The following is a 25,638-nucleotide window of genomic DNA, read 5'->3' on the forward strand; positions in this document are numbered from 1 at the left end:
GTGTTAATCATGAAATCTTTTATTGTAGTCGGAGCGGGCGTCCTCGGCGCTTCTGCCGCTTATCATCTTGCAAAAAAGGGCGCGGAAGTGACCTTGATTGACCGCGGAGAGCGGGGAAGGGCTACAGATGCCGCGGCGGGAATCGTCTGCCCCTGGCTTTCGCAGCGCAGAAACCAGGCATGGTACAAGCTTGCAAAAGGCGGAGCGGCGTACTACGCCGATTTAATCAAGCAGCTTGAAGCTGACGGAGAATCGGATACGGGGTATAAACGGACAGGCGCTATCAGCTTGCATACAGACGAGCGAAAGCTGGAGAAAATGGAAGAACGGGCGCATCTCAGGCGCAAGGATGCCCCTGAAATCGGCGAGATCACCCGTTTATCCCATGAGGAAACGAAGCGTTTATTTCCGCCTTTGGCAGAGGGGTACGGCTCGGTTCATATCAGCGGCGCCGCGCGCGTAAACGGAAAATTGCTCCGCCGCTCACTTGTGAATGCCGCACAGAAATACGGAGCTTCAGTTGTTGCCGGAAACGCTTCATTGCTCTATGAAGGAAACCGGGTAACAGGGATCTCCACAGCGGACAAAAAAATATACGCTGATCAGGTGCTGGTCACAGCGGGCGCTTGGGCGGACGAGCTTTTGAAGCCGCTCGGCGTGCGTTTTTCAGTCAGCCACCAAAAAGCGCAGATTGTTCATCTTCGTCTTCCGGAGGCGGATACCGGCAGCTGGCCTGTTGTGATGCCTCCGAATGACCAATACATATTGGCATTTGAAGACGGCCGGATCGTTGCCGGCGCTACTCACGAAAATGAAGCGGAGCTTGATGATCTTCGGGTAACGGCTGGCGGCCTTCACGAAATTTTCTCAAAGGCGCTTGCTGTTGCGCCGGGTTTGGAATTGAGTGAGCTGCTTGAGACGCGTGTAGGATTCAGGCCGTTTACACCAGGTTTTCTCCCCGTGATCGGCTCATTGCCGAACATTTGCGGGCTGCTTGTTGCCAACGGCCTTGGCGCTTCAGGGCTCACGTCAGGTCCTTACCTTGGGGCGGAATTGGCAAGGCTCGCCTTGGGAGAGGAGCCTGAGCTTGATATCGCTTTATATGATCCGGCCGGCGCGCTTGAAAGTTGAATCATGTTGCAAAAAAAGTTCACTCGAAGCTAGAGTGAACTTTTTTCTTGTTTACAGTTTTAAAATAGAAAATTTTTCAATATAAATCCATGGAGGAAAATTTTGAGAAAACCATCTGACTTTCTTCGTAGTGCATGCCGGTTTTTTTGAACGGCAGGTGTTCGGTTCAATCGGCCGCCTCTGATTCCCGAACAAATTTGGAAAGTAAAAGGAGGGTCGCCATGATCCAGTTTGACTTTGAGTATTACAGGCCCCAATCTGCGCAGGAAGCGGTAAAGCTCTTTCAAAGCTTGGAGCGCAAGGGCAAAAAGCCGGCTTATTTTTCCGGCGGAACAGAACATTTGATACCAGGACGGCTGAGTGTGATTCATCCAAATGCCGTTATCGATATTAAAGACATACCTGAGTGCAGAACTCTGCAATTTGAACGGCGCCACCTCGCTTTAGGCTCAGCATTAACATTGACAGAGATCACGGAAAACGGCGGCTTTCCATTGTTGAGCAAAGCGGTAAGGGAAGTGGCCGACCATACGGCGCGCAATAAGATTACGCTTGGCGGTAATATTTGCGGGCAGATCTTTTACCGCGAAGCAGTGCTGCCTTTTTTATTAACCGACAGCAAAGTGGTGACGATCGGAGACAAGGGGGAAAAGCGCTATTTGATTCACGACGTATTCGATCAGCAGCTGAAGCTGAACAAGGGAGAAATCCTTATTTTCCTTTTGATTGAAGAACGCTATCTTCATCAGCCTTTTGCAAGCATAAAAGTGAGGCAGCAATGGGATACGGGATATCCTTTGGCGACGATTTCAGCTCTTGAAATAGACGGACGCGTCCGCTGTGCATTTAGCGGTGTCTGCCCTTTTCCGTTTCGTTCATCAGAAGTGGAATCTGCGTTGAATGACGAATCGCTCCCTGTAGATCAAAGGGTGGAAAAGGCGATCAGCCGCTTTCCCGGCCCTGTTTTGGACGATGCGCAGGGTTCCGCTGAGTATCGCAAATTTGTCATCAAACATACGCTGTTTGACATTCTCGACATGCTGAAAAAGGAGACGTTTTGACAAGCGCTTGAATCCAATATTTGCAGGCGCGCGGGATACCATGAATTTGAACTGGCCCTAAAATCGGTGTGCTGAACAAAAAAAGAGAGGTTTAAAAAAAGAGCGCCGGGCAGGCGCTTTTTTTGTTCAATTCAGAACCCCTGAGCCCCAAATATCCTCCGCCCATTCAGGGTGATCAATGAATGGATTGCGGTTATGCTGGTATTGCTGATAGATGATGTCGTTCCGCTTTCTTTCAAGGGCATCGACAGGATCTTCATGGTGCCATTTCAATAAAACCGACATTTTTCCATGGTACGGTTTAGATCCGTTGTTCGTTGTGTCGTTCATTTCAAGATCCGGCTGGCCGTCGTCCCCTTCATAGCGGACCGCCATATAGAAAATCATTCTGGCGACATCGCCTTTAATGCTTTTGTCAGGTTCCCAGGAATCGCCGTCATAGCGGTTTCCGGGAGAACCGGGATAGGGGCTGCCGCCTTCGTCGAAATCAAGGTTTCCGCGGGCGGCGTTTACTTGCACATCGCTGGGCCTGAGATGATGCAAATCTGTTCCGGGTCCTTTGCTTGTTCCGAAATCACCGTGCGATTTTGCCCATACGTGCTCGCGGTTCCAATCGCCAGTTTGCCCCCCGTTCGCCTGTTTAGAGCGCGACTCTCTGGAATATAAGAGAATCACGTTATTTCGATTGGCCGGATCTTCGTCCGTTGCTTTCAGCGCTTCCCATACCTCGCTGTAAGAAAGCTCTCTATGATCGTCGATTGTGTCGTGAAGCGCTTGTTTTAAAGCTTCGCCTGTTTTGCCTTGCGCCTGTTCATAGTAATCCGCCGGAGCCGAGGACTGATGGGGCTGGACGTGTAAGGAAAACAACTGGAAGGCTTCTGCGTTTTGAGTGGGCGCGCACATCGCTGACAGCATCAAAATAAACGGTATGAGACACTTTCGGTTCATCTTTCGATTCCCTCCTTTTCATTTCTTCCATTATCCAATCTTTTCATGAAAAGGAAATATCATTTTGGTTACGGTTTTCTTACGGTCTTGTAAATGAAGCTTTCCACCTCTCGAGGGCTTCCAGGCCGGCTTTTTCTTTCAGCTGTTTTTCCGCCGTTCGGACGCCTTCTTCAATGGCCGCGCAGTGTCCGAACAAATAATAGCGCAATGCGGTATTCATGATGACTTGTTTTCTTTCGTATTCGGTATCGGCCGATTCATCTCCGGCGAGAACGGCCGTTATTTTTTCCGCCTGTTCCTCAGCAGACAGCGGTTTGTTGAGCTTTGCTTCATCTGCGTAAAGCCCGAATTTTTCCGGCTTTAATATAAAGGAATCGATCACGCCGTTTTTTATCGTAAACACAAAGCTGCCTCTGTGGACCGGTACGTCTTCCGAGCCTTCCACCCCCTGGACAATGAACACTTCTTTGTACGTCAAGTGCTGAAAAACGGGATGCATTTTCTGAATGGCCGTCCGGTGAAACGCGCCCATCATGAGCTTGTCGGCATCAGAGAAGTTGACCAGTTTTTCAGCTGTATTCAGCACGGTGCGGACGCCGATCTCTTCGCGAATTTTCCTCATCCGAACAAACGGTTTGCAAAATGTTTCGGCGGATGCGAATCCGATTGAGGCCTCTTCCAGTGAGTGTGCCGTTTGCGCAGGATCAGTCTCAGAGGGGATTCCGAGTTTGTCCAGGACATTTTTTACACTCGTTCCATATTTGGGCGGCAATGCATCACTGCCGTGGAGAAACACGGGGACTCCGTTTCCTGCGAGAAGGAGCGAGACGGGAATGGTTGCTAAAAAAGAATGTCTTCCTGTGTAAGGTCCCGCAAAATCGATGACCGCATCTTTTACAGCTTTGGAAAGGTTCAATGTTTTCGAGCTGTTCCGCAATGCTTCGGTAAACGCGAGCAATTCCTCAGGGGACTCTGTTTTCATCCGCTCCGCTATTAAGAATGCGGCGGTCTGGACGGGGCTGGCATTTCCCGTAACGATCGCTTCTGCAGCCTGCTTGGCCTCTTCGTAAGTTAAATCGCGGGCGCCCCTTTTTCCTCTTGCGACTTCTTTAATCCACTGTTGCAATGTGAACTCTCTCCTTTACATGCTGATCTTTCTTATGACTTTACATGAAAATGCAGAAAAGGAACAGTCGAGATTGTCGGCTTAATACTTGATAGAAAATATGACGATTTTCTGGATTGGCCGTGTAGATTTAGGTATTTTAACTGAAAACATGCTGAAATTTAGAGGGTTTTTCAATGCGATTAATGCTGTAATCATTTAATATGTTAAAAAAGTTAACATGGAAAAGGGGATGATCAAAAATGGGAATGCCGGCTTACAAAACAGAAGACGTGAACAAGAATGAAAAACGCAAAAAGGAATTTCCGCATATTTATGTCATTCTGGCTGTCATGATTGGTCTAATGGCGCTTATGACATATGTGATTCCGGCAGGCGAATATGAACGGGTGGAGAGTCCGGACGGCAGGGAAATGATTGATCCGGCGTCCTACAAACGGATCGAACAGACGCCGGTTGATATCTTGGGATTGCTTACGGCTGTTCCGAAAGGGATGACAGAAGCGGCTCCGATTATCGTGTTTACATTTGTGATTGGCGGCGCTTTTGCCGTTCTGCGGAAAGCGTCTGTCATTGAGCTCGGTGTCCGTCTGCTGGCGGATCAGTTCAGGAACAAACCGGTTTTCGTTACACCTGTTTTAATATTCGTTTTTTCCGGCATTTCCTGTTTTATCGGGACGCCTGAGCTTTCCATCGTTTACGTCCCTGTCATTCTTCCTCTGCTGCTGTCTTTCGGATATGACCGGATGACAGCAGCAGCAATTGCGTTGTGCGGGACGATCGCCGGCTTTACGAGCGCTTTGACAAACCCTTTTACCGTAGGAACCTCACAAATGATTTCCGGTCTCCCGCTTTATTCAGGGATGGGGTACAGGGCGGTCATCTTTGTTGTCATTACGGCGATTGCCGCTGTATATGTGCTCAAATATGCGGAAAAGGTCAGGGCGCATCCTGAAAAAAGCCTGACGGGGAAAGAAGCAGTAGAAGCGGTGCCTGCTTTTAAAGCAGGCAGACGGGTGAAATGGGCCGGTATCGCGGCGCTTGGGTTGTTTGCCGGCTTGATTGGCTGTGTCATTTATTTCAGGTGGGATATGCTGACAATGGCGGGCTATTTCCTCGCGCTCGGCATCATTCCTGCTTACATTGCCGGCATGAGCTCGAGAGACATTGCCGAGTCCTTTAATGAGGGCTTTAAAGAAGTGCTCGTCGGGGCGATGATTTGCGGCATTGCAAGAGCTGCTGCGGTCGTTATGGCCGACGGACAGATCATGGATACGATTGTTTACGGCTTGTCTCATGCGGTCTCACAGCTTCCTTCTTATTTAACGGTTACGGCGATGCTTTTCACACAGATGCTGTTTAACTTTTTTGTTCCAAGCGGAAGCGGACAGGCTTTAATAATGATGCCGATTATGGCGCCTTTGGCTGATATTGTCGGAATTACGCGGCAGACGGCGATTCTGGCTTTCCAATTCGGCGACGGTTTTTCAAACATCGTCTTTCCGACATCGGGTTACTTTATGGCGACGCTTGCGATCAGCCGGATTGCCTGGAACAAGTGGCTGCGATTCATCCTTCCGCTGTTTTGCCTCTGGATGGGAGCGGCCGTGCTTTTCCTGATGTTTGCTAACGCTGTCGGCTGGTCGTAAATGGATAAAAAGGCGGGGGAATCCTCCGCTTTTTTAATTTCCCATCATTCCTTCAGAAGAAAAAATATGCATAAATATGAAAAAACTAGACTTTGAACCTATCTGTGGATATACTAATTTAGTAATTGATCGAATTTAAGATTGTCCGGTATTATCGGGCTTTAAGGAAGGTATCCGCGGATGAAAAAAATGGCCAGATTGTATATTCTCATGCTGAACGTGTTCATCGTTATGCTTGGTATAGGCTTGATTATTCCACTCATGCCTACGTTTATAGAAGAATTCGGCGCGTCAGGCAGCACGCTCGGGTTGCTGATTGCGGCTTCGGGTATTACCCAGCTGCTGTTTTCGCCCGTTGCCGGGGAAATGACCGATAAATACGGAAGACGGAAAATGATCATTTTAGGCATCGGTGCGTTTGCGGTTTCCCAGTTGCTTTTCGCCTTGGCGAGCCAGATGTGGCTGCTGTTTGTTTCCCGCCTTCTCGGCGGAGCGGGAGCGGCGTTTTTGGTGCCGGCCATGTTTGCCTACATCGCCGACATCACATCGGAAAAGGATCGAAGCAAAGGGATGGGGCTGATCAGCGCCGCGATGTCTCTCGGCTTTGTCATCGGTCCGGGAGCCGGCGGATATTTGGCTGCGTACGGGCTCACTTTTCCGTTTTACGTGTCAGCCGGATTAGCCGGCTTGGCGACGGTTTTATCGCTTTTTGTCCTCCCGGAAACGCTCAGTCAAGAAAAGATGCTTGAAAAGCGCCGCTCCGCTCAAAAGCGCGAACCGCTTCCTAAGCAAATGGCGCGCGCGCTGCGATCGCCGTATGCTTTTCTGTTTGTCCTCGTGTTCATCCTGAACTTCGGGATCATGAATTTTGAGGCGGTATTCAGCCTTTATGTCGATCATAAGCACGGCTTTACACCGGGAGACATTGCCTTTGTCATTACAGCGGCAAGCTTGATCGGCGTGTTCGTCCAGGCGGTGGCCCTCGGGATGCTGACGAACCGCTTCGGCGAAAAAAAGCTGATGAACATGACGCTGATCGGTTCAGCCGCAGCGCTTGCCGTCTGCTCGATTGCCGGTTCGTACTGGCTCGTTTTCGGTGCAACAATTGTTTTCTTCATGCTGACGTCCATCCTCCGTCCGGCGATTAATACGCTGATTTCAAAAATGGCCGGTGATGAACAGGGCTTTGCCGCAGGCATGAACAATGCGTTTATGAGCCTTGCCAACATTGTCGGACCGACGGTGGCCGGTCTGTTATTCGATGTGAACGTGGAAATTCCATATATTTTTGGTGCGGTCGTTCTCGTGCTCAGCTTTTTGGCGGCAGTCAGCTGGGGGCGGAAGCAGCAGACGCGCGCAATTCCCGAAAAAGTATAAGGGAGCCGGCACATATGCCGGCTTTTTTCTATGGTGAATTTCAAATCATCAGCAATGCCGGTATGGCTTAACTTTCTCCGGTTGCTGCTGTTGGAGTTTCTCACAATCCAAGCAGCATTTGAATTCTGAGCGCCAGTCTCAAGCGCAGGGTTGTGTCCGCATCTTTCAGGCTTTTCCCGAGCAATTCTTCGCATTTTTCAAGCCTGTAGATGACTGTGTTTCTGTGGACATACAGGCGCTTGGCCGTTTCAGAAATCTGACAGTGCGTTTCCAGATAGACGGACAATGTTTGCAGGAGCCCCTGGTCATCCTTCGGCAGGCTGGCAAGCTGATGCAGTGCATGCGTGTAAAATGTCTTCAAATCATCAGCCGGAATCATGCGTAAAAGCTCAGAGACGTCTTTCATATGGTACGTCTGGATGAACTCGGTGCTGCCGGACAAATGGCCGGAGTGGAGCGCGTCGACGGCTTCTTTGCAAATGTGCGGAACGTCGCTTAGCTGATGGCTGAGGTTGCTGATTCCGAAAGAGATTGTCCGCTGAAAGTGCTCCGCTGTATGACGCTGAAACGTCTTTAAAAATCCGCCGACGTCTGCATTCAGTTCAGCCCAGCTGTCCGTCGCTTCGGCCAGCAGGAAGCAGACGTTTCCCTTTGTGAAAAGGTGCGGAGGGAACGGAAAGTCAACCAGCTCTTCTTCCAGGCGTTCGAACACGGAATCTGATTCAAGCTGATTTTCCGTGAAGCTGAGCGATTTTTCGCGCCGGTCCAATTTGCCCGCAATGCACACATATTTTTGATCCCACTTGAGCTGAAATTCTTTGGCCCGGTTTTTAATTTCTTCAGCAGAGGAAAAGGCGCCGTCCAAAAAATTGCTGAAAAACTCGTTCCGCGCTCTTCGCAAATATTGTTTGAGCGCATTTTCCTTCAGCAGCTCAAAGGCGATGACATTGGCGGCTTGTTCGAGGGTTAACAGCAAGCCTTTGTCTGAAGGGGAAATCAACCCGCAGACAACGAGGAAGCCGCATTTTTTTTCATGAGTATAGATCGGAAATACCGAATAGGTTTGTTGGTCGGGAAGCGTTGAAAAACAGGTGAGCCCTGTCCTGTTTCCTTTTTGAAATATTCCTTCATAATGCGACAGCGTCCCGGCGGCATCCGCTTTTGAGGAGGCGATCGGCTTGAGATGCTGATTGAAAAGAAGAACGGGAAGCTTCAAAACAGCAGAGACGTTATGCAAGAGCGATTGAATGCTTTTTCCGCTCATAATATGGGTTGTGAACTTTTTTTGGGCGGTAATGGCCTGTTCGAGTTCTGCCGTCCGTTTGTCCAAAATATGGCTCAGTGTATGATTGACAATATCACCGAGGCGGACATCTTTATTTAGCTCGATGATCGGAAATGACCGCTCGTCGGCAAGCTTGATCACCTCGTCGGGTATTTTCTGCAAAAAGCGCGTTTTGATGCCGAGTCCGGCGCAGCCCCGCCTGATCATCCTTTCAATCAATTCCTTCAATAAAAAAGGCCGGTCCTTTAAATGGTATGCGGTCGTGACGAGGAGCTCGCCGTGATGCAGATAATCGGCAATATCTGGCGCATCCATCATATTGATGTGTTCGATGTTCCGGGTCCCTCCCGTTTTTCCGGCGGCAAGCGTTGCGCCTTTAAACACGGGGAGTTTCATCATGTCATAGATATTCATTGATCTGTACAGACCTCCTTTGTCATTTTAGTCATTATCAACAAAAAATGAGCGGATTTGTGACATTTATGCCGATGTTTATTTTTCATGTTACCAGTAAACTTGTATTTATATAGAGAGTTGTAAAGAAATATAACAAGAAAAAAGAAAGGAAGTTTCTTCACATGACAATTGGCGAAATGAATATTCCGAAACGGACAATTATGACTCCCGGTCCTGTCGAGGTTCATCCGAGAGTGCTGAGGGCGCTTTCCTCACCTGTACTGGGACAATTCGATCCTGCATTTACAGACATGATGAACGACGTCATGGCGCTGCTCAGGCAAATTTTTAAGACGACAAATAAATGGGCATTTCCGATAGACGGGACATCGCGGGCCGGGCTTGAAGCCGTCCTTGCCAGTCTCATCAAACCGGGGGACCGGGTGCTCATTCCCATTTTCGGACGGTTCGGCTATCTGCTTGCCGAGATTTGTGAACGGTACCGGGCTGATGTTTATACAATGGAATGCCCATGGGGAGACGTTTTTGAACCAAAAGAGATCATCTCCGAAATCAAACGGACGAAACCGGAGATTGTTGCGGTTGTGCACGGTGAGACATCGACGGGATGCATTCAACCGCTCGAAGAAATCGGCCGGGCCTGCCGGGAGCTTGATGTGCTTTGTGTAGTCGATGCGGTGGCTACAATCGGCGGCACGGATGTCAATACGGATGAATGGTGCCTTGACGCGGTCGTCGGAGGTACGCAAAAGTGTTTATCCGTTCCTTCCGGTATGGCGCCGATCACATTTAACAGCCGGGTAGAAAAGCGCATCAATGAAAGGAAAAAGGTGGAACGGGGCATCGCCACAAGAGAAGATATTGAGCTTGAATCGGGACGCTTGCCGATTTCCAGCAATTATTTTGACCTCGGCATGCTGATGGATTATTGGAGCCCGAGGCGCCTCAATCATCATACAGAAGCGACTTCGATGCTGTACGGTTTGCGTGAAGGAGCGCGGGTCGTTCTTGAGGAGGGGCTCCGCGAGCGGTTCTCAAGACACCGGCTGCATGAAGCAGCGCTAATCAAGGGCATCAAAGCGATGGGTCTCGAATTGTTTACGGAAGGCCGGAAAAAGCTGCCGACCGTCACTTGTGTGAAAGTGCCTGATCGGGTTGACGCGGACCTTGTCAGGAAGATGATGCTTGACGACTTCTGCGTCGAAATCGCCAGCTCTTTCGGACCGCTGGCCGGAAAGATATGGAGAATCGGGACAATGGGGTACAGCTGCCGAAAAGAAAATGTTCTTTTTACATTGGCTGCTCTCGAAGCGGTTCTCATTCGCACAGGTGCTTCAGTATCGCCGGGAAATGCGCTTCAGACGGCTCTGGATTTCTATCATGAGTAGGCTAATCTCATGAAAACGTTTGACTTGCTTTTGAAAGGCGCTTCCGTCGTGTGCCTGGAAGGCGTAAGGAAAACTGATATCGGCGTCGGCGGGCTGATTGCTGTGCTGGGCGTGCTTGACGGCAGTGCGTCAATACATTTTTAAGGCAGACGAAAGAGAAGCAAAAGCGGTTCACTGAAGCGCAAAAAGCAGCCTGTGATCAGGCTGTTTTTTGTGGGATGACCAGAAAAAAACAATTTTGCGACATCCGTGAGAATCTAAAACAAGAGAATTAATCAAAAAAAGCAGGCTGAGAGGCCTGCTTTTCCGTGGTTTTGTGTAAGTCTCTTTTGGTGCAATCCGATCGATCTGTGTCTATTCCAACGATCTTAAATAACCGGCCAATACAGAATCGATCATTTCAGCCGTCAGCCTTTCAGGGGCCATGATCAAATGAAGCGCCAGCCCGTCGACAAGGGCGTACAGGTGCTCGGTTTCCTTTAGAACATCGATCCCCGGTTTGGCACCGGTATTCACCAGCATTTCAACAGCCGATTTACAGGCTGAATAAATGCCTTCATTCATCTCCTTTCTTAACGGTTTGAGCTCCGGATCGCTGAGCGATTTGGCCGTAAATGCATACCATGCCTCCATTTCCAGTTTTCGCTCCTCATCAAGAGGCATAAGCTGAAAAAGAAGCTGTTTGACGTTCTCAGCCGGTGTACCGTTAAATGTCATGCTCTCAATCCGCGTTTTGACCCGGTTTGCCACAAGCCTCATTGAATAAATGAAAAGCTCAGACTGTTGGGGAAAATAATGGCGCATCGATCCGGCCGAAAGTCCGGCTTCTTTAGCGACATTTCTGACGGTGCAATGTTCAAGTCCATCTCTGTGAATCACATTCCACACCGCTTCGGCAATTTTTTCTTTTTGTTTTTCGTGATCAACTATTTTTGGCATACACACATTATAACACGGGTGTATTATTTAATACATATGTGTTATAATTTTTTAGTACAAATGTGTTAAAAAGAGAGGCGGATAAAAGGTGATTGGTTTATTGATTATAGCTTGTGAGATCGGTTTTTGGATTTTTATTCTGCTTGGCCTTATTTTTCGCTATATGGCAGGCTGGAAAAAGGCTGGTTTGATCATGTTTGCATGCACACCGGTTTTGGATTTGCTGCTTTTGGCTGCAACGGCGCTTGATCTGTACAATGGGGCGCAAGCGGATGTTTTGCACGGCCTCGCCGCCGTTTATATCGGCGTCAGCATTGCGTTCGGAAGCCGCATGATCAAATGGGCGGATGAAAGGTTCGCCTATCGCTTTGCCGGCGGTCCGAAGCCTGACAAAGGCCCGCAGTACGGCAAGGAACACGCCAAAAAAGAGCGCAAAGGCTGGTTGCGGCATTTTATCGCATGGCTGATCGGGGCGGCGCTGCTGGCCGGGATGCATCTGTTCATCGGCGACCCGGAAAGAACGGAACCGTTAATCCACATCGCTTCTTTATGGTCGATCATCCTTGCCATCGATTTTCTGTACAGTTTCAGCTTTACCCTTTTTCCGAAGAAAGCCCGTTAAAAGAAGCCGGACATCCGGCTTCTTTTTCATGTTCAAGTATTCCGCCGCTGAAAAAGGAAATGCTACAAGCAGACCTGGATCAAGTTTTCGAAAAAAACCTGTGATAAACTAAAGGAAGAGGTGAACTGCATTGATTTATATTGGATTAACAGGATGGGGGGATCATGACAGCCTGTATCCGCCCAAAACAAGCAGTCAAAACAAGCTGATCCACTATTCGGCGCATTTTCCGATCGTCGAGCTTGATGCGAGCTTTTACGCGATTCAGCCCGAGCGGAACAATGAAAAATGGGTGAAGGAGACGCCGGAAACCTTTCAGTTTATCATTAAGGCATATCAGGGAATGACGGGGCATCAGCGCGGGGAAATCCCCTTTGAAACGAAAGACGACATGTTTGCTGCTTTTAAGCTTTCGTTAACGCCATACATAAAAGCGGGCAAGCTGGCGATGGTCCTCTTTCAGTTTCCGCCATGGTTTGATTGCAAAAAAGAAAACGTCAATTATTTAAGATGGGTAAAAGAGAAAATGGGAGATATACCGTGTGCGCTTGAATTCAGGCATCGGTCATGGTTTATGCCCCAGTTTTACGACAAAACGCTCGCTTTTATGGAGGAACAGCAATGGATTCACAGCATTTGCGATGAACCCCAGGCGGGCGAAGGCAGCATACCGACGGTTCTTCATGCGACTGACAGCAGGAAAACGCTCGTCCGTTTTCACGGCCGCAACAAGGAAGGCTGGTTAAGGCCGTCCTCCGGGCAAAATTGGCGTGAGGTCAGATATTTATATTTATATAATGAACAAGAATTAAAAGACTGGAAGAAAAACCTTGAGCTGCTTGAACAGCAGTCGAAAAACGTTTACGTGCTGTTTAATAACAATTCAGGCGGTGATGCGGCTCAAAACGGAAAGCAAATGAAGGAGCTGCTTGATATTGAATACAAAGGGCTTACGCCAAGGCAGCTCGATTTATTCAGCTAGAAAAGAGGACTTATTTTATGGAATATCTTATTTTGATCATACTCGGATTTATCGCGGGAACCATCGGCAGTCTTGTCGGGCTCGGCGGAGGGATCGTCATCGTTCCCTCGCTCCTTTTTCTGGCGGGGCTGCCGACGCTCTTTGACCATGTGACACCGCAAATGGCGGTCGGCACGTCGCTGGTTGTCATCATATTCACAGGGCTTTCTTCAACGATTGCGTATATGAAGTATAAAACCGTAGATTATAAAAGCGGTCTTATTTTTTTCATCGGCTCGGGGCCGGGCAGCATCGCAGGTGCCCATATATCGACATATTTCAGCTCAGACTCGTTTTCTCTATGGTTCGGGATTTTTATGATTCTCATTTCCCTTTCCTTAATGATAAAGAAAAGGGTGAAACCTGCCGAGAAAAAGCATACGGGCGTTATCAGAACGTTCACAGGGGATGAAGGACAGGAATATACGTATTCATATCATCCTTTAGCCGGAATCGCGATCGCCTTTGTCGTCGGCTTCCTCGGCGGGCTTTTCGGCATCGGGGGCGGCTCGCTGATGGTGCCGGCGATGATTCTTCTGTTTTTATTTCCGACAAGGGTCGCCGTTGCGACATCGATGTTTATTATTTTCCTTTCATCTGTCGCGGGCTCTGCCGGCCATGTCATCGCGGGCCATGTCAACTGGCTTTATGCGCTCGCATTGATCCCGGGCGCCTGGTTTGGCGGACAGCTCGGCGCCTACATTAATAAAAAGATGCAAACAAAGACGATCGTATTGATCATGAGGTTCGTATTGATCATCATCGGAATCAGATTAATCTATCAAGGCGTGTTTAGTTAAACGTTAGGGAGAGATTTGCATGACGGAAAAGCTCCATATTTACCATACGAACGATTTGCACAGCCATTTTGAAAACTGGCCGAAAATCGTCGATTATATTCAGACACAAAGACAAAAACATGAAGAGCAGGGGGAGGAAGTGCTTTTGTTCGACCTCGGCGATCATGTCGACAGATTCCATCCGATATCTGAGGCCACCTTCGGAAAAGCGAATGTGGAGCTGTTGAACCGTCTGCAGTATGATGCTGCAACGATCGGAAATAATGAAGGAATTACACTGCCGCATCAGGAGCTGGATACACTTTATGACAACGCTCAGTTTCCTGTCGTTGTTTCCAATTTATTTGACGAAAAAGGGAAGAGGCCCGGCTGGGCAGCGCCGTATGTGCTCAAAAAGGTGAAGAACGGCGCGACTCTTGCCATTCTCGGTGTGACAGTCCCGTATTATCCGATCTATCGACAGCTTGGCTGGACGGTTGCAGACGCATTTGAAAGCATCGGCGAGATGCTCAGTGAAATCAAAGGAAAAGCCGATACTGTCATCCTTCTTTCACACCTCGGCATTTTGGATGATCAGCGCGTCGCGGAGGCTTTTCCCGAAATCGACCTGATCCTCGGCTCGCATACCCATCACCTGCTTGAAGAAGGGATGATGATAGACGGTGTTATGCTGGCCTGCGCCGAAAAATATGGGAACTATGTCGGTCATGTTGAACTGACGTATAACGGAACGCTTGAGAACATCACAGCAACCGTTATGAAGACGGCAGAGTGGAACGAAGAATCAGAGGAGACGATTCGTTTTCTGAAGGAAAAAGAGAAAGAAGCCGGACATCTCCTTGAAGAAGAAATTGCGACATTGGACAACACCCTTGAAACCGCCTGGTTCCGCAGAAGCGCCCTTCCGCAAATGCTGGCAGACGCCTTAAAGGAATGGTGTGAGGCGGAAATCGGAATGGTCAACTCAGGCATTGTACTGGAATCTCTTTCACAAGGCGCGGTGACGAAAGCGGATGTTCACCGCATCTGTCCGCATCCGATTAATCCGGTCAAACTGAAGCTGACGGGACGTGAGCTGAAAGAGGTCATCTTCCATGCATCATCGGAAGAAACCGAGAAACTGCGCATTAAAGGGCTCGGTTTTCGCGGCGAAGTGATGGGAAAAATGCTGTATGCCGGCCTTGACCCGGAAAAGCTCTCTGTCAACGGAGCGGACATTGAAGATGATGTGTTCTACACGATCGCCACGATTGATATGTTTACACTCGGAACGCTGTTTCCGGCGATCCGCGATGCGGAAGATATCGAGTACTTTATGCCTGAATTCCTGCGCGATCTGCTCGCCTGGAAGCTTAAAAAAGCAAACCGGTTCTAATACAGATGGTTTAAGATTCGGGGCAAACCGGAACATGTCTCCCGCTTTATCATACATTAATGGTAAAGGAGGGATCGCGATGGTAAATTTAACTCCGATTATGATAGAAGATCAGCCGTTTACGGCTGTAACGGTCAAACTGCCGAAAACGAACTTTATGGCGGTAACCAATGACCATGGATATATTATGTGCGGAGCGCTTGACGTCGCCCTGCTGAACGATAAATTAAAAGAACGGAAGATCGTCGCCGCCAGAGCCGTCGGCGTGCGGACGATCGATCAGCTTCTCGAAGCCCCGCTCGAATCTGTAACCGATGCGGCCGGAGAGCTCGGCATCCATCCCGGAATGAGCGGAAAAGAAGCCCTTTTAAAAATGGTGAAATAAAGTTGTCTGATTGAATCGTAGATCCCCTCTTACAAGCATACACTTGTGATGTAAGGGGGGATTTTGCTTGCGAAGATTTCGCGGCCCTCTGTCAAAAAGAGGACCTTTGCCTTTTCGATATGTCATGCTGCTTTCGTTTGTATTTTTTATTTTTTCAACGGCCGTCAGTCTGTTGATCATCAACTCATCCATCAAACCGACGCTTCTGAACATTGCTGAAATGGAAACGAACCGGATTGCGACGCACGTCATCCAGGAAGCCGTCGAGGATTATATGAGCCAAGATGAAAATGTGCAAAATCTAGTAGAAATGAAGACGAATGAAAATGGAAAAGTAACAACAATTGATTTCAACTCTCATGGTCTTCGTGGTATGCATTCGAAAATTACGAAACAACTTCACGAAAAGCTGAAGGAAACAGAAACCGAAGAATTTAATTCTTCTGCGAAAACTCCCGAAGGTAAGAATGATGGTGTAATCTATAATATTCCACTAGGTCAGGCAACTGGAAACACGCTTCTTGGAAACCTAGGGCCGAAAATACCTGTACGGCTTAATGTTGTGGGGGATGTCTTTACAGATTTTAAGCATAGTGTCGAACCATATGGAATTAATAATGCTTTAATTAATGTCGGTGTGCTTGTCGAAGTCAAGGTCCGTGTCGTCATACCGTTTGCGACAAAAACGGCGGTTGTCAAAAATACGATTCCGGCAACGATTCAAGCCGTGCACGGCGAAGTACCCGACTTCTACAGCGGCAGCGGCAGCCAGACGGCGCCATCGATTCAAATTCCTTCAAAGGATGAAAAAACAGAGCAAAAAAAGGAACAAAATAAGCAATGATTTCCAGGCGTTCTGCAAACATCAGGCAGAATGCTTTTTTTCATGGCTTAGAAACGGCATGCGTCTATTTTCTTAAAAAAATACTTTGACTTAGGCAAAAAGACTGTATATACTATTCAATAATAATAATTATTAGAAAATTCACTGTTTTCAGATGTTTCGAAAAGATAAAGGAGGAAGCTTATGGATAATCGTCCGCAATGGGGAACAAGAGCGGGTTTTATTTTAGCAGCTGTCGGTTCTGCGATCGGTTTGGGGAATATTTGGAGGTTCCCGGCTGTAGCTTATGAAAACGGAGGAGGCGCGTTTTTTCTGCCATATTTGTTCGCGCTCTTGACAGCAGGAATCCCTCTTCTCATCATGGAATTTACAATCGGTCATAAATACAGAGGCTCAGCCCCGCTGTCCTATGCCCGGATGGGGAAAGGGAAGGAATGGATCGGCTGGTGGCAGGTCGCCATCTCATTTGTCATCTCGACGTATTATGCCGTTATCGTGGCATGGGCCATTTCTTACACTGTCTTTTCTTTCAATTTAGGCTGGGGGAAAAATACAGAAAATTTCCTAATGAATGAATATTTAAACAGAATTGATATCGGGGGAGGAGCCATCGGCCAATTCGGCGGCTTCGTGCCGGGCGTCCTGATTCCGCTCGCAATTGTCTGGATTGTTTCATTGGGGATTTTATTTGCCGGAGTCAAAAAAGGAATCGAAATCGCGAACCGCATTTTCATTCCGCTGCTTGTGGTCTTATTCTTAATCATTGTCATTTATTCGATAACACTTGACGGGGCTGCACAAGGACTGAATGCCTTTTTCACGCCTGATTGGAGCCAGATTACAAACGGAAAAGTGTGGGTGGCGGCCTACGGCCAAATTTTCTTCAGTCTGTCGATTGCGTTTGCCATCATGATTACGTATTCCAGCTATTTGCCGAAGAAATCGGATATTACAAACAATGCGTTTATCACCGGCTTTGGGAACTCGTCATTTGAACTGCTGGCCGGAATCGGGGTATTCAGTGCGCTGGGCTTTATGGCGGCGCAGCAAGGCGTTCCAGTCAAAGAAGTCGTCTCTTCGGGAATCGGTTTGGCGTTCGTCGTCTTCCCGCAAATCATCAATGAGTTTCCGGCGTTTAATGCGTTTTTCGGATTTTTATTCTTTGGCTCGCTCGTTTTGGCAGGTCTGACATCTCTCATTTCTATCTCTGAAACATATGTTGCCGCGATTCAGGATAAATTCAACGTTCCGCGGCGGAAAGCCGTTCTGTTCGGCGGAGGGGCTGCTGCATTGTGTTCGCTCGTATTTGCGACGAAAGGCGGGCTGTTCTTTCTCGATGCGGCAGATTACTTTATCAACAATTTCGGAGTGGCGCTTGCCGGATTGATCGAAGTCGTTGCGATTGCATGGTTTGCGAAAGAACTGAAAGCTCTGCAGGCTCACGCCAATTCGGTTTCCGACATTCAGCTCGGCGCCTGGTGGAGAATCTGCCTGAGCGTCGTCACCCCGATTGTTCTGGGGTATATGATGTTTGATAATATCAAGACGAATATCACAACAGCCTACGGTGATCTGCCGGTAGAGTTTCTCCTGAAATGGGGATGGTGCGTCGCTTTTGGAGCGATCGCAGCCGGATTTATCCTTTCGCTTTCAAAATGGAAGAACGAACTGAATTATACGCCATTTCAACATGACAAGGAGGTTTCCTCATGAACGGCGCATCTATAGCAATGATGGTGATCGGCATCGTCATTATTTGGGGAGGATTGGCCGCAAGCATTATCAATGCGGTTGTGAAAAGCAAGAAAAGCCAGGCCGGCTAACCTCTTAAAGCAAGACATCCCTATTCTTTTGAAATAGGGATGTCTTTTATTTTTTCTTTCGAAGCTCCTTCCGTTCCCATGCCCTTAAATGAGGATAAGGGTCAAAAGACCATTCGGTTCTTCCATTGTCTTTATACATGCCGTAGTGAAGATGGGGCGGGAATTTTCCCGATGTTCCCGGCGGCCCGTATCCCGTTGCTCCGACCGAGCCGATCACTTGGCCGGGCTCGACGATTTCTCCCACTTTCAAGCCTTTTGTGAATCCGTTTAAATGGGCGAAATAATGGTACGTATTGTTGATGTCTCTGATTCCGATCCGCCATCCGCCGAAACGATTCCAGCCTTTCATTTCAACAATACCGTAGCATGTCGACCGGACGGGGAGGCCATAATGGGCGAACAAATCCGTCCCTTCGTGAATCCGCCTGCCCCCGAATCCGCGGGCATCTCCCCATGTGCTTCTATAGCTGTAATCTGATCTTACGGGAAGAGGAAAGGCGTGCTTGCCCAAATCAATGTGGCCGTATTTTTGAAAAAGCCTGATAAAGCCTGATATGATGCCGACCGTCTGATCCCTTTCGTAAAACTCCCACAGGCCGATGCGGATATTTTCTATGTCTCTTCCGTATGTCAACAAGTATTGTCCAAACGTATAAAGGACGTCTTCATCCTGATCCGGTTCCGCCAGTCCGTCTCCGTTTCCGTCCATTCCAATTCCGTCAAAAACCTTGATGCTGAGCGGTGATGTATCTTTCGGGTTGGGGTTTTCAGGTCCGCTCCACACGCTTTGCGGAATATAAATCCCGGTGTGCCCTTTTTGCTTCGGCAAGTCCTTACGGTTTTTGCGGATATTGATTTCGTATTGGTCGACAGCCGCGAAAACATACCAAGGAATATGGGTTGCAGCTTCTGTTTTATGATAAAGGGCCATTCTCTTTTGCAGATCGGGCTCTTTTTTCTCCTTTGCAAGAGCGCACGGCTGCGATATGAGCAAAAGGAGGATGAGAACGGATAATACAGCTTTCACAGTGTCCTTAGCTCCTTTCAGTTTGAATACGGTTAGTTTGTGACATCTGCAGAAATCGATAATAAGAAAATGTTAGAAATTCCATCTTGACTAATCAAGCTCTTGTTCACAAATCTGTACTATGTTAAAGTGACTAAAGATGAAGATTTAGCATTTTTAATTTAAGCGGTTCCAAAGCAGGGGGACACATCCGGCGCTATGTTTTCGTATTGAACTTGACTACAATCCACAATGGAGATGATGGAATTGGCAAAGAAAGACGAGCACCTAAGAAAGCCCGAATGGCTTAAGATCAAGCTGAACACAAATGAAAACTATACGGGCTTAAAAAAATTAATGCGGGAAAACAACCTCCATACGGTCTGCGAAGAGGCGAAATGCCCGAACATCCACGAATGCTGGGCCGTCAGACGTACCGCGACCTTTATGATTCTCGGATCTGTCTGTACGAGAGCCTGCCGCTTCTGTGCGGTGAAGACGGGGCTGCCGACAGAGCTTGACTTGAATGAGCCGGAAAGAGTCGCAGATTCTGTGAGCATCATGAACCTGAAACACGCGGTCATTACAGCCGTTGCCCGCGACGATTTAAAAGACGGAGGAGCGGGGGTATTCGCTGAAACCGTACGCGCCGTCCGGAGAAAAAGCCCGTTTACAACAATTGAAGTTCTGCCGTCTGATATGGGCGGAGACTATAATAATTTGAAAACGCTGATGGATACGCGTCCGGACATTTTAAACCATAATATTGAAACGGTCCGCCGCCTGACGCCGAGAGTCCGTGCGAGAGCTACATATGAAAGATCATTGGAATTTTTGCGCCGCGCCAAAGAGATGCAGCCGGACATCCCGACGAAATCCAGCATTATGATCGGTCTTGGCGAAACAAAAGAAGAAATCATCGAAACAATGGACGACCTTCTTGCGAACAACGTCGACATCATGGCAATCGGCCAGTATCTGCAGCCGTCCAAAAAACACATTAAAGTACAGAAATATTACCATCCTGACGAGTTTGCCGAACTGAAAGAAATCGCCATGGAAAAAGGCTTCAGCCACTGTGAAGCAGGACCGCTCGTCCGTTCTTCATACCATGCCGATGAACAGGTGAATGAAGCGTCTAAAAAACGCCAGGCGCAGGCATAACATTGGATGAAAAAACGCCAGCCATATGCGCTGGCGTTTTTCTTATTTTCAGGTCAGGATTCGGTCGCTTTTCCTTTTCCGTCAAGGCCGTTTTCATCTGTACCTGTCGTTGTTTTGCCTTGCGGTGATTTTTGCATTTCCTTAATCGTATCGGCCATCAGCTGATCAACGTTTCTTGAATTGGCTCCAAGCCGGCTGAAGTTGGCGACGGATTGCATCATATCCGGATCATCGGAAATATAGATGTGGTAATACCTCGGAATGACGGATGCCGCCGTCTTTTTAACTTGGTCAGCCGTCTGTTCGCGCTGCCCAGAGTCCGTTTTGTACACGACAAGCGCTTCTTCGTCTGTCACAAGTGCTGAGGCATCTTGAATATTGGGAAGCTGAACCGTTAAACTAGATATAATATGCGCCATTTCTTCCCGATCAATTTGAGGCGCCTGCATTTCTTCCTTGTTTGCGACTGGAGTTGCCTGATGGCGCGCATATCCGAATCTGCCTTTCCGGTTGTCATTTCTGAACTTTTCATGATATTGAGGGTTCTTGTCTGCAACGTGAACGGTATTTCCGTCTTCGTCATATATATTGTGTTCGGTATCATTTAAGGCTGTCTGGCATCCTGCTAAAGGCACCGCCAGCAGCCCTGCTAAAAGAATTTTTTTATTCATTCTGCTTTTCCTCCTCTTTTATAGCTTTTCCAACGGGGAGGATTTATTCTTAGCAATTGATGGCGGCACGGGTTTGAATTATCATATAAAAGAGGTGAAAAGAATGATTGTCGTTCAGAACGCTGCATTTGAAGTCGTCAAAGATGTGAAAAACGGTTTTAACGAAGAAGCGTTTAAAGCCAGATACTCCGACATTTTAAATAAATATGACTACATCGTCGGGGATTGGGGATACAGCCAGCTGAGGCTGAAAGGCTTTTTTGACGATCAAAATCAAAAGGCCACATTTGATACGAAGATCAGCACGCTTGATGAATATATTTACGAGTACTGTAATTTCGGATGTGCCTACTTTGTTTTAAAACGTCTGCGAAAATAAGCGATCATAAAAGGGGATGCTCTGATGATGTATTTTGTCGATCGACACAAAATCGAAAACACGCTGAACTTCCTGGAAGAGGAGCTGCGGCTTTATCAAACACAGGAGGAATGGACTTCCGACGTCGAAAAAAAAGCGCTCGAACGAATCGGCCACACGCTGATCGAATGTATATTGGATATAGGGAACGATATGATTGACGGCTTTATTATGAGAGATCCTGGAAGCTATGACGACATTATGGATATACTGACCGATGAAAAGGTTGTCAGCCAAGCGGAAGGCGACAGTCTGAAACATTTGATCGCCTATCGGAAGACATTGGTTCAAGACTACTTGAATGTCAACCATGAAGAATTGGACATGCTGCTCAGCAGGCATGCGGAAACGCTTGAGAAATTTCCGGCGCGGATCCGCGATTATTTAAACCATGAGCTCGGTCCGGTATCCGCATTCAAACCGCACTAAACAAAACTGGAGTGTACAACATGAAAACATACAAAGGATACTTAATTGATCTGGATGGAACAATGTACAAAGGGACGGAAAAAATCGAAGAAGCATGCGAATTCGTAAGGAAGCTGAAAGAACGGAGCATCCCGTATCTGTTCGTCACAAACAATTCGTCGCGCACGCCGAAGCAAGTGGCGGACAAGCTTGTTTCATTTGATATTCCGGCCGAAGAGAGCCAGGTATTCACAACCAGCATGGCGACCGCCAATTTTATCGCCGAACAAAAACCGGATGCTTCCGTATATGTGATCGGTGAGGAAGGCATCCGCCAGGCCATTGAGGAAAAAGGACTGGCATTCGGCGAAGAAGACGCCGACTTCGTCGTCGTCGGTATCGACCGCGGCATTACATACGAAAAGCTAGCCGTCGGTTGCCTTGCCATCCGCAACGGCGCTACATTCATCTCGACTAACGGCGATATCGCTATTCCTACAGAAAGAGGACTATTGCCGGGCAATGGTTCTCTCACATCAGTATTAACCGTTTCTACGCAGACAGAGCCTATTTTTATCGGCAAGCCGGAGCCGATCATCATGGAGCAGGCGATGAAGGTGCTCGGCACAAATATCAGTGAAACGCTGATGGTCGGTGACAATTATGATACGGATATTATGGCGGGAATGAATTCCGGGATGGACACGCTTCTCGTTCATACGGGCGTGACCAAAAAAGAACACCTTGAAGCCTACCAGGAAAAGCCGACATATGTCATTGATTCTTTAACAGACTGGATGGATCGCATCTAAACTGCAAAAAAACACTTGTCTTTTAAGGACAAGTGTTTTTTAATGGCTTATTCCGCATCTTTTGCTCGATGCGCCAGTCTGCTGGATGCGGCTGCCGCAATCGCTCCGACGATATCATCCAAAAACGTGTGGCATTCGCCTGTTGATTTATCGTTTAAACGTGCGAGCACTCCCGGTTTGATTTTATCGATATATCCATAGTTTGTATAACCGATTGATCCATACAAATTCACAATGGAGAAGGATAAGATTTCATCGACGCCGTACAGGCTTTCATCTGTCTCGATTAAGGTTTGGAGCGGTTCCATGAGCTTTCTTTGCTCACCCAGCATATCCAATTGAATCCCTGTGATCACGGCGTTTTGAACTTCGCGTTTTTTCATGACCCGGTTGACATTCTCTTCACATTCTTCTTTTGTCAAGTTTGGATGATATTTCTTTTGTAGTACGTAGACAAGATCAGCAATATCCGAAATCTTGACGCCCCGTTTCTCAAGCCATTCTTTTGCTGCTGTTTCGATTTGATGCATGCTGTTGTTTTCCGGCATCATTTTCACCCAATCTTTTTTTACTTAGTGTATACAAACAACCTTAAAAATGTAACGATTTTAGAACTCTTTTTCCGAATCGATTCATAATCGAATCCCTTCATGATTACGATGTGTAGAAGGAGAAAAATTTATCAGGAAGTGATGTCCGTGAAGGAGCTGATCAAAGAAAAATTCGGAATCCATATTCGCGATCTTACTTCATACTTGTCTTATCAGGCTTTTCATACCCCGAATTCGATGTTTTTGATCGTCCCGGTATCCCACTTGAGTCAGGATGAGCTGGCGGAATTGTTTAGTATGAGTCAGTATTTGCAAGAACAGCGCGACCCATACGTTTCATCTTTTATATTGACAAAGGACGGGGAGATGACATTTGAGGACAATGGCGTCTCATATGTGCTGCTTCAAGCTGCTCCCCGCATGACAAACAGGTCCGTTTCATTTGGGGCGGAGCTGGCTGAATTTCATCAGAAGGGAAGAGGATACCCTTATGAGGTAAAAGAAACCTCGCGGATCGGGCAGTGGAAAGACCTTTGGGGGAAACGGCTCGACCAGCTGGAACAATTCTGGATCCAAAAAACGCAGGCAAGACAGTTGCAGCCTTTTGAAAAACATTTTATCGAATCGTTTCCTTATTATCTCGGTTTAACCGAAAATGCGATTCAATATTTGGCCGATACCGAATTGGATGATCAGCCGCAGGCCGCCGACTCCGGGACGATTTGCCAGCAGCGGCTCACCTGCGAGGCTTTAAGGCGCGAGCCGCTTATTAAAATCCCGATGGAATGGGTGTTTGATCATGCGGCCAGGGATCTTGCGGAATATGCCAGAAGCTTGTTTCACGAAAGGAAAAACTTCAATGACATCGCATTGTTTTTTCAGCAATACGAACAAGCCGCGCCGCTTTCCTCATTTTCTAAACGGCTGGTGTACAGCAGGCTTCTGTTTCCGCTCCACTATTTTGAGACGGTTGAAGGGTATTATATTTCTCCTGAATCAGAGCACCATTATTTTGAAAGCAGACTCGACCATTTATTGTCTCAAGCGCCGGCTTATGAGCAATTTCTAAATGGCTTTCAAGAAATGGCAGGCATGAGAGCCGCAGGATTTATGAGCATGCCGCCTATCAATTGGCTGAAAAGGACACCATAGACGCCGCGGTGTTCTTTTCTTCATGTTAACATTTCCGGATTTTTTCGATATGCTTAGATTGGGAGCTACTCTTAGAAAGGAACGAGGCAGCATGGACAAACCGTTTGTATATGTAACGAGAAAATTACCGGAAGAACAGCTTTCTGCGTTAAAAGAAGAAGCCCGTATTGAGATGTGGGAAAAGGAAGAAGAACCGTGCCCGCGCGCCGTTCTGGCGGAAAAAGCAAAAAAGGCGCACGGACTGTTGACGATGCTTTCCGACACAGTTGATGAGGAGCTTTTAAAAGGTGCGCCGCATTTAAAAGTGGTGGCCAATTTGGCGGTGGGCTATGACAACCTCGATGTGGAGGCTGCGAAAAAGCATGGCGTCATCTGCTGCAACACGCCCGGCGTGCTGACAGAGTCAACGGCAGATTTGACGTTTGCTCTGCTGATGGCATCCGCGCGCAGAATCGTCGAGGCAAGCGACTGGATTAGACAAGGTAACTGGACGGGCTGGGGGCCGCTGCTTTTGGCCGGAGCGGATATCCATCATAAAACGATTGGCATCGTCGGGATGGGGAGCATTGGACAAGCCGTCGCCCGGCGGGCGAAAGGCTTTGGCATGGAGATTTTATATCATAACCGTACCCGCAATCCCGAGGCGGAAGCCGAACTGGGGGCAACTTATCTATCCTTTGGCGAACTGCTCGAACAGGCGGATTTTGTGGTATGCCTGACGCCTCTGACTGAGGAAACGAAGCATCTGTTTAACCGCAGCGCATTCAAAAGGATGAAGCGCTCCGCTATTTTTATCAACGTCTCAAGAGGACAGGTTGTGAATGAAGACGATTTATATGAAGCCCTGATCGAAAAAGATATTGCCGGCGCAGGACTCGACGTCTTTGCGGAAGAACCCGTGCAGCAGGATCACCCGCTCGCCAATCTGCCGCAAGTGACCGCGCTGCCACACATCGGCAGCGCCACTGTCGAAACGAGAGAAGCCATGATGAGGCTTTGTGCGGAAAATATTGCGCTTGTCCTGGGAGGGAAGCCGGCAAAGACCGAGATTTGATGTTTCTTCCGGCCGGCCTGACGGGTCGGAAGATTTTCTCACAAAAATATTTCTGAATATATAGAATCTTATTATATCAATGTATAAAGCGTTTTCATGATTTGTTTTTCAGCAAATGTCATCTTGTCAAAAAAAGAATCCCCCATTATAATGTTTGTAACTTAAATGTCTGCGTTGTGTTTACAAATGTCCTTAGAGAGAGGACGATAAG

At 47.9% G+C, this 25,638-nt stretch carries 27 protein-coding genes; 20 read left to right on the forward strand and 7 right to left on the reverse strand.

All coding sequences use genetic code 11. From position 1 onward, the window contains the following. Window positions 1-9 precede the first annotated feature (9 nt). Entirely contained in the window at window positions 10-1,131 is a 1,122-nt protein-coding gene (locus M1E06_RS04330) for an NAD(P)/FAD-dependent oxidoreductase (RefSeq protein WP_035337660.1), read from the forward strand. A gap of 221 nt (window positions 1,132-1,352) precedes the next feature. Then, window positions 1,353-2,192 carry an FAD binding domain-containing protein gene (locus tag M1E06_RS04335; protein ID WP_023856203.1) on the forward strand — a complete coding sequence of 280 codons (840 nt, stop codon included), beginning with the start codon at window positions 1,353-1,355 and terminating at the stop codon, window positions 2,190-2,192. A 126-nt stretch (window positions 2,193-2,318) separates the two neighbouring features. Here the strand turns inward: M1E06_RS04335 and M1E06_RS04340 are convergent, their stop codons facing one another. Both M1E06_RS04340 and M1E06_RS04345 read right to left on the reverse strand, forming a co-directional pair. Further along, window positions 2,319-3,140, reverse strand: coding sequence for an endonuclease I family protein (locus M1E06_RS04340; protein WP_020452859.1), 822 nt, complete (start codon window positions 3,138-3,140; stop codon window positions 2,319-2,321). A 79-nt stretch (window positions 3,141-3,219) separates the two neighbouring features. Continuing rightward, window positions 3,220-4,266, reverse strand: a complete 1,047-nt coding sequence (locus M1E06_RS04345) for an anthranilate phosphoribosyltransferase (RefSeq protein ID WP_025809821.1) — start codon at window positions 4,264-4,266, stop codon at window positions 3,220-3,222. A gap of 242 nt (window positions 4,267-4,508) precedes the next feature. Between M1E06_RS04345 and M1E06_RS04350 the strand changes: the two genes are divergently transcribed. Then, entirely contained in the window at window positions 4,509-5,915 is a 1,407-nt protein-coding gene (locus M1E06_RS04350; RefSeq protein ID WP_128823028.1) for a YfcC family protein, read from the forward strand. Window positions 5,916-6,095: 180 nt separating this feature from the next. After that, the gene (locus tag M1E06_RS04355; protein ID WP_020452856.1) at window positions 6,096-7,292 is read left to right on the forward strand and encodes an MFS transporter; all 1,197 of its coding nucleotides are present in this window, start codon (window positions 6,096-6,098) and stop codon (window positions 7,290-7,292) included. A gap of 100 nt (window positions 7,293-7,392) precedes the next feature. Here M1E06_RS04355 and M1E06_RS04360 read toward each other — a convergent pair whose 3' ends face one another. Then, complete coding sequence (locus M1E06_RS04360; RefSeq protein WP_020452855.1) at window positions 7,393-8,991, reverse strand: PucR family transcriptional regulator; 1,599 nt, start codon at window positions 8,989-8,991, stop codon at window positions 7,393-7,395. Between the two features lie 164 nt (window positions 8,992-9,155). On the opposite strand from M1E06_RS04360, the gene M1E06_RS04365 reads away from it, so the two are divergent. Further along, window positions 9,156-10,382, forward strand: coding sequence for a pyridoxal-phosphate-dependent aminotransferase family protein (locus tag M1E06_RS04365; protein ID WP_020452854.1), 1,227 nt, complete (start codon window positions 9,156-9,158; stop codon window positions 10,380-10,382). 9 nt (window positions 10,383-10,391) lie between these two features. Beyond that, window positions 10,392-10,526: a hypothetical protein gene (locus M1E06_RS04370; RefSeq protein WP_256379618.1), complete on the forward strand. Its 135-nt coding sequence runs from the start codon at window positions 10,392-10,394 to the stop codon at window positions 10,524-10,526. A 210-nt stretch (window positions 10,527-10,736) separates the two neighbouring features. On the opposite strand, the gene M1E06_RS04375 is transcribed toward M1E06_RS04370, so the two are convergent. After that, window positions 10,737-11,321 carry a TetR/AcrR family transcriptional regulator gene (locus tag M1E06_RS04375; protein WP_020452853.1) on the reverse strand — a complete coding sequence of 195 codons (585 nt, stop codon included), beginning with the start codon at window positions 11,319-11,321 and terminating at the stop codon, window positions 10,737-10,739. Between the two features lie 88 nt (window positions 11,322-11,409). Here M1E06_RS04375 and M1E06_RS04380 point away from each other — a divergent pair, with 88 nt between their 5' ends. The 8 genes from M1E06_RS04380 to M1E06_RS04415 all read left to right on the forward strand — a co-directional run bounded on the left by M1E06_RS04380 (window position 11,410) and on the right by M1E06_RS04415 (window position 18,191). Continuing rightward, window positions 11,410-11,943: a membrane protein gene (locus M1E06_RS04380; protein ID WP_041817309.1), complete on the forward strand. Its 534-nt coding sequence runs from the start codon at window positions 11,410-11,412 to the stop codon at window positions 11,941-11,943. Between the two features lie 130 nt (window positions 11,944-12,073). Beyond that, window positions 12,074-12,925, forward strand: a complete 852-nt coding sequence (locus tag M1E06_RS04385; protein WP_020452851.1) for a DUF72 domain-containing protein — start codon at window positions 12,074-12,076, stop codon at window positions 12,923-12,925. Between the two features lie 17 nt (window positions 12,926-12,942). Further along, a complete protein-coding gene (locus M1E06_RS04390; protein ID WP_020452850.1) occupies window positions 12,943-13,764 on the forward strand; it encodes a sulfite exporter TauE/SafE family protein in 822 nt (273 codons plus the stop codon). A 19-nt stretch (window positions 13,765-13,783) separates the two neighbouring features. Then, the gene (locus M1E06_RS04395; RefSeq protein ID WP_216904462.1) at window positions 13,784-15,139 is read left to right on the forward strand and encodes a bifunctional metallophosphatase/5'-nucleotidase; all 1,356 of its coding nucleotides are present in this window, start codon (window positions 13,784-13,786) and stop codon (window positions 15,137-15,139) included. Window positions 15,140-15,218: 79 nt separating this feature from the next. Next, window positions 15,219-15,524 (forward strand): YunC family protein, encoded by a 306-nt coding sequence (locus M1E06_RS04400; RefSeq protein WP_003184991.1) that lies wholly within the window; start codon window positions 15,219-15,221, stop codon window positions 15,522-15,524. A 67-nt stretch (window positions 15,525-15,591) separates the two neighbouring features. Continuing rightward, window positions 15,592-16,368 carry a sporulation protein YunB gene (gene yunB / locus M1E06_RS04405; RefSeq protein ID WP_020452848.1) on the forward strand — a complete coding sequence of 259 codons (777 nt, stop codon included), beginning with the start codon at window positions 15,592-15,594 and terminating at the stop codon, window positions 16,366-16,368. A 183-nt stretch (window positions 16,369-16,551) separates the two neighbouring features. Continuing rightward, the gene (locus M1E06_RS04410; protein ID WP_020452847.1) at window positions 16,552-18,081 is read left to right on the forward strand and encodes a sodium-dependent transporter; all 1,530 of its coding nucleotides are present in this window, start codon (window positions 16,552-16,554) and stop codon (window positions 18,079-18,081) included. Next, the gene (locus tag M1E06_RS04415; protein ID WP_003184985.1) at window positions 18,078-18,191 is read left to right on the forward strand and encodes a methionine/alanine import family NSS transporter small subunit; all 114 of its coding nucleotides are present in this window, start codon (window positions 18,078-18,080) and stop codon (window positions 18,189-18,191) included. Before M1E06_RS04410 ends, M1E06_RS04415 begins: the two co-directional genes overlap by 4 nt. Window positions 18,192-18,237: 46 nt before the next feature. Here M1E06_RS04415 and M1E06_RS04420 read toward each other — a convergent pair whose 3' ends face one another. Continuing rightward, on the reverse strand, window positions 18,238-19,218 hold the full coding sequence (locus M1E06_RS04420; RefSeq protein WP_020452846.1) for a M23 family metallopeptidase: 981 nt from the start codon (window positions 19,216-19,218) through the stop codon (window positions 18,238-18,240). A 246-nt stretch (window positions 19,219-19,464) separates the two neighbouring features. Here M1E06_RS04420 and lipA point away from each other — a divergent pair, with 246 nt between their 5' ends. Beyond that, window positions 19,465-20,361 carry a lipoyl synthase gene (gene lipA / locus M1E06_RS04425; RefSeq protein ID WP_011198266.1) on the forward strand — a complete coding sequence of 299 codons (897 nt, stop codon included), beginning with the start codon at window positions 19,465-19,467 and terminating at the stop codon, window positions 20,359-20,361. 53 nt (window positions 20,362-20,414) lie between these two features. Here the strand turns inward: lipA and M1E06_RS04430 are convergent, their stop codons facing one another. Continuing rightward, on the reverse strand, window positions 20,415-21,032 hold the full coding sequence (locus M1E06_RS04430) for a YhcN/YlaJ family sporulation lipoprotein (protein WP_020452845.1): 618 nt from the start codon (window positions 21,030-21,032) through the stop codon (window positions 20,415-20,417). Window positions 21,033-21,135: 103 nt separating this feature from the next. On the opposite strand from M1E06_RS04430, the gene M1E06_RS04435 reads away from it, so the two are divergent. Genes M1E06_RS04435 through M1E06_RS04445 form a run of 3 tightly spaced genes read left to right on the forward strand, consistent with a single transcriptional unit; the run spans window position 21,136 to window position 22,670 of the window. Further along, complete coding sequence (locus M1E06_RS04435) at window positions 21,136-21,411, forward strand: YutD family protein (protein WP_003184977.1); 276 nt, start codon at window positions 21,136-21,138, stop codon at window positions 21,409-21,411. Between the two features lie 27 nt (window positions 21,412-21,438). Beyond that, entirely contained in the window at window positions 21,439-21,879 is a 441-nt protein-coding gene (locus tag M1E06_RS04440; protein WP_023856189.1) for a DUF86 domain-containing protein, read from the forward strand. A gap of 20 nt (window positions 21,880-21,899) precedes the next feature. Then, window positions 21,900-22,670: a TIGR01457 family HAD-type hydrolase gene (locus tag M1E06_RS04445; RefSeq protein ID WP_020452843.1), complete on the forward strand. Its 771-nt coding sequence runs from the start codon at window positions 21,900-21,902 to the stop codon at window positions 22,668-22,670. A 47-nt stretch (window positions 22,671-22,717) separates the two neighbouring features. Here M1E06_RS04445 and M1E06_RS04450 read toward each other — a convergent pair whose 3' ends face one another. Further along, window positions 22,718-23,218 carry a phosphatidylglycerophosphatase A family protein gene (locus M1E06_RS04450; RefSeq protein WP_020452842.1) on the reverse strand — a complete coding sequence of 167 codons (501 nt, stop codon included), beginning with the start codon at window positions 23,216-23,218 and terminating at the stop codon, window positions 22,718-22,720. A gap of 144 nt (window positions 23,219-23,362) precedes the next feature. Between M1E06_RS04450 and yutH the strand changes: the two genes are divergently transcribed. Both yutH and M1E06_RS04460 read left to right on the forward strand, forming a co-directional pair. Further along, window positions 23,363-24,373 (forward strand): spore coat putative kinase YutH, encoded by a 1,011-nt coding sequence (gene yutH / locus M1E06_RS04455; protein ID WP_020452841.1) that lies wholly within the window; start codon window positions 23,363-23,365, stop codon window positions 24,371-24,373. A 91-nt stretch (window positions 24,374-24,464) separates the two neighbouring features. Further along, window positions 24,465-25,427, forward strand: a complete 963-nt coding sequence (locus M1E06_RS04460) for a 2-hydroxyacid dehydrogenase (protein WP_020452840.1) — start codon at window positions 24,465-24,467, stop codon at window positions 25,425-25,427. The last annotated feature ends 211 nt before the right edge of the window (window positions 25,428-25,638 follow it).

The organism is Bacillus sp. AK124 (assembly GCF_053903085.1).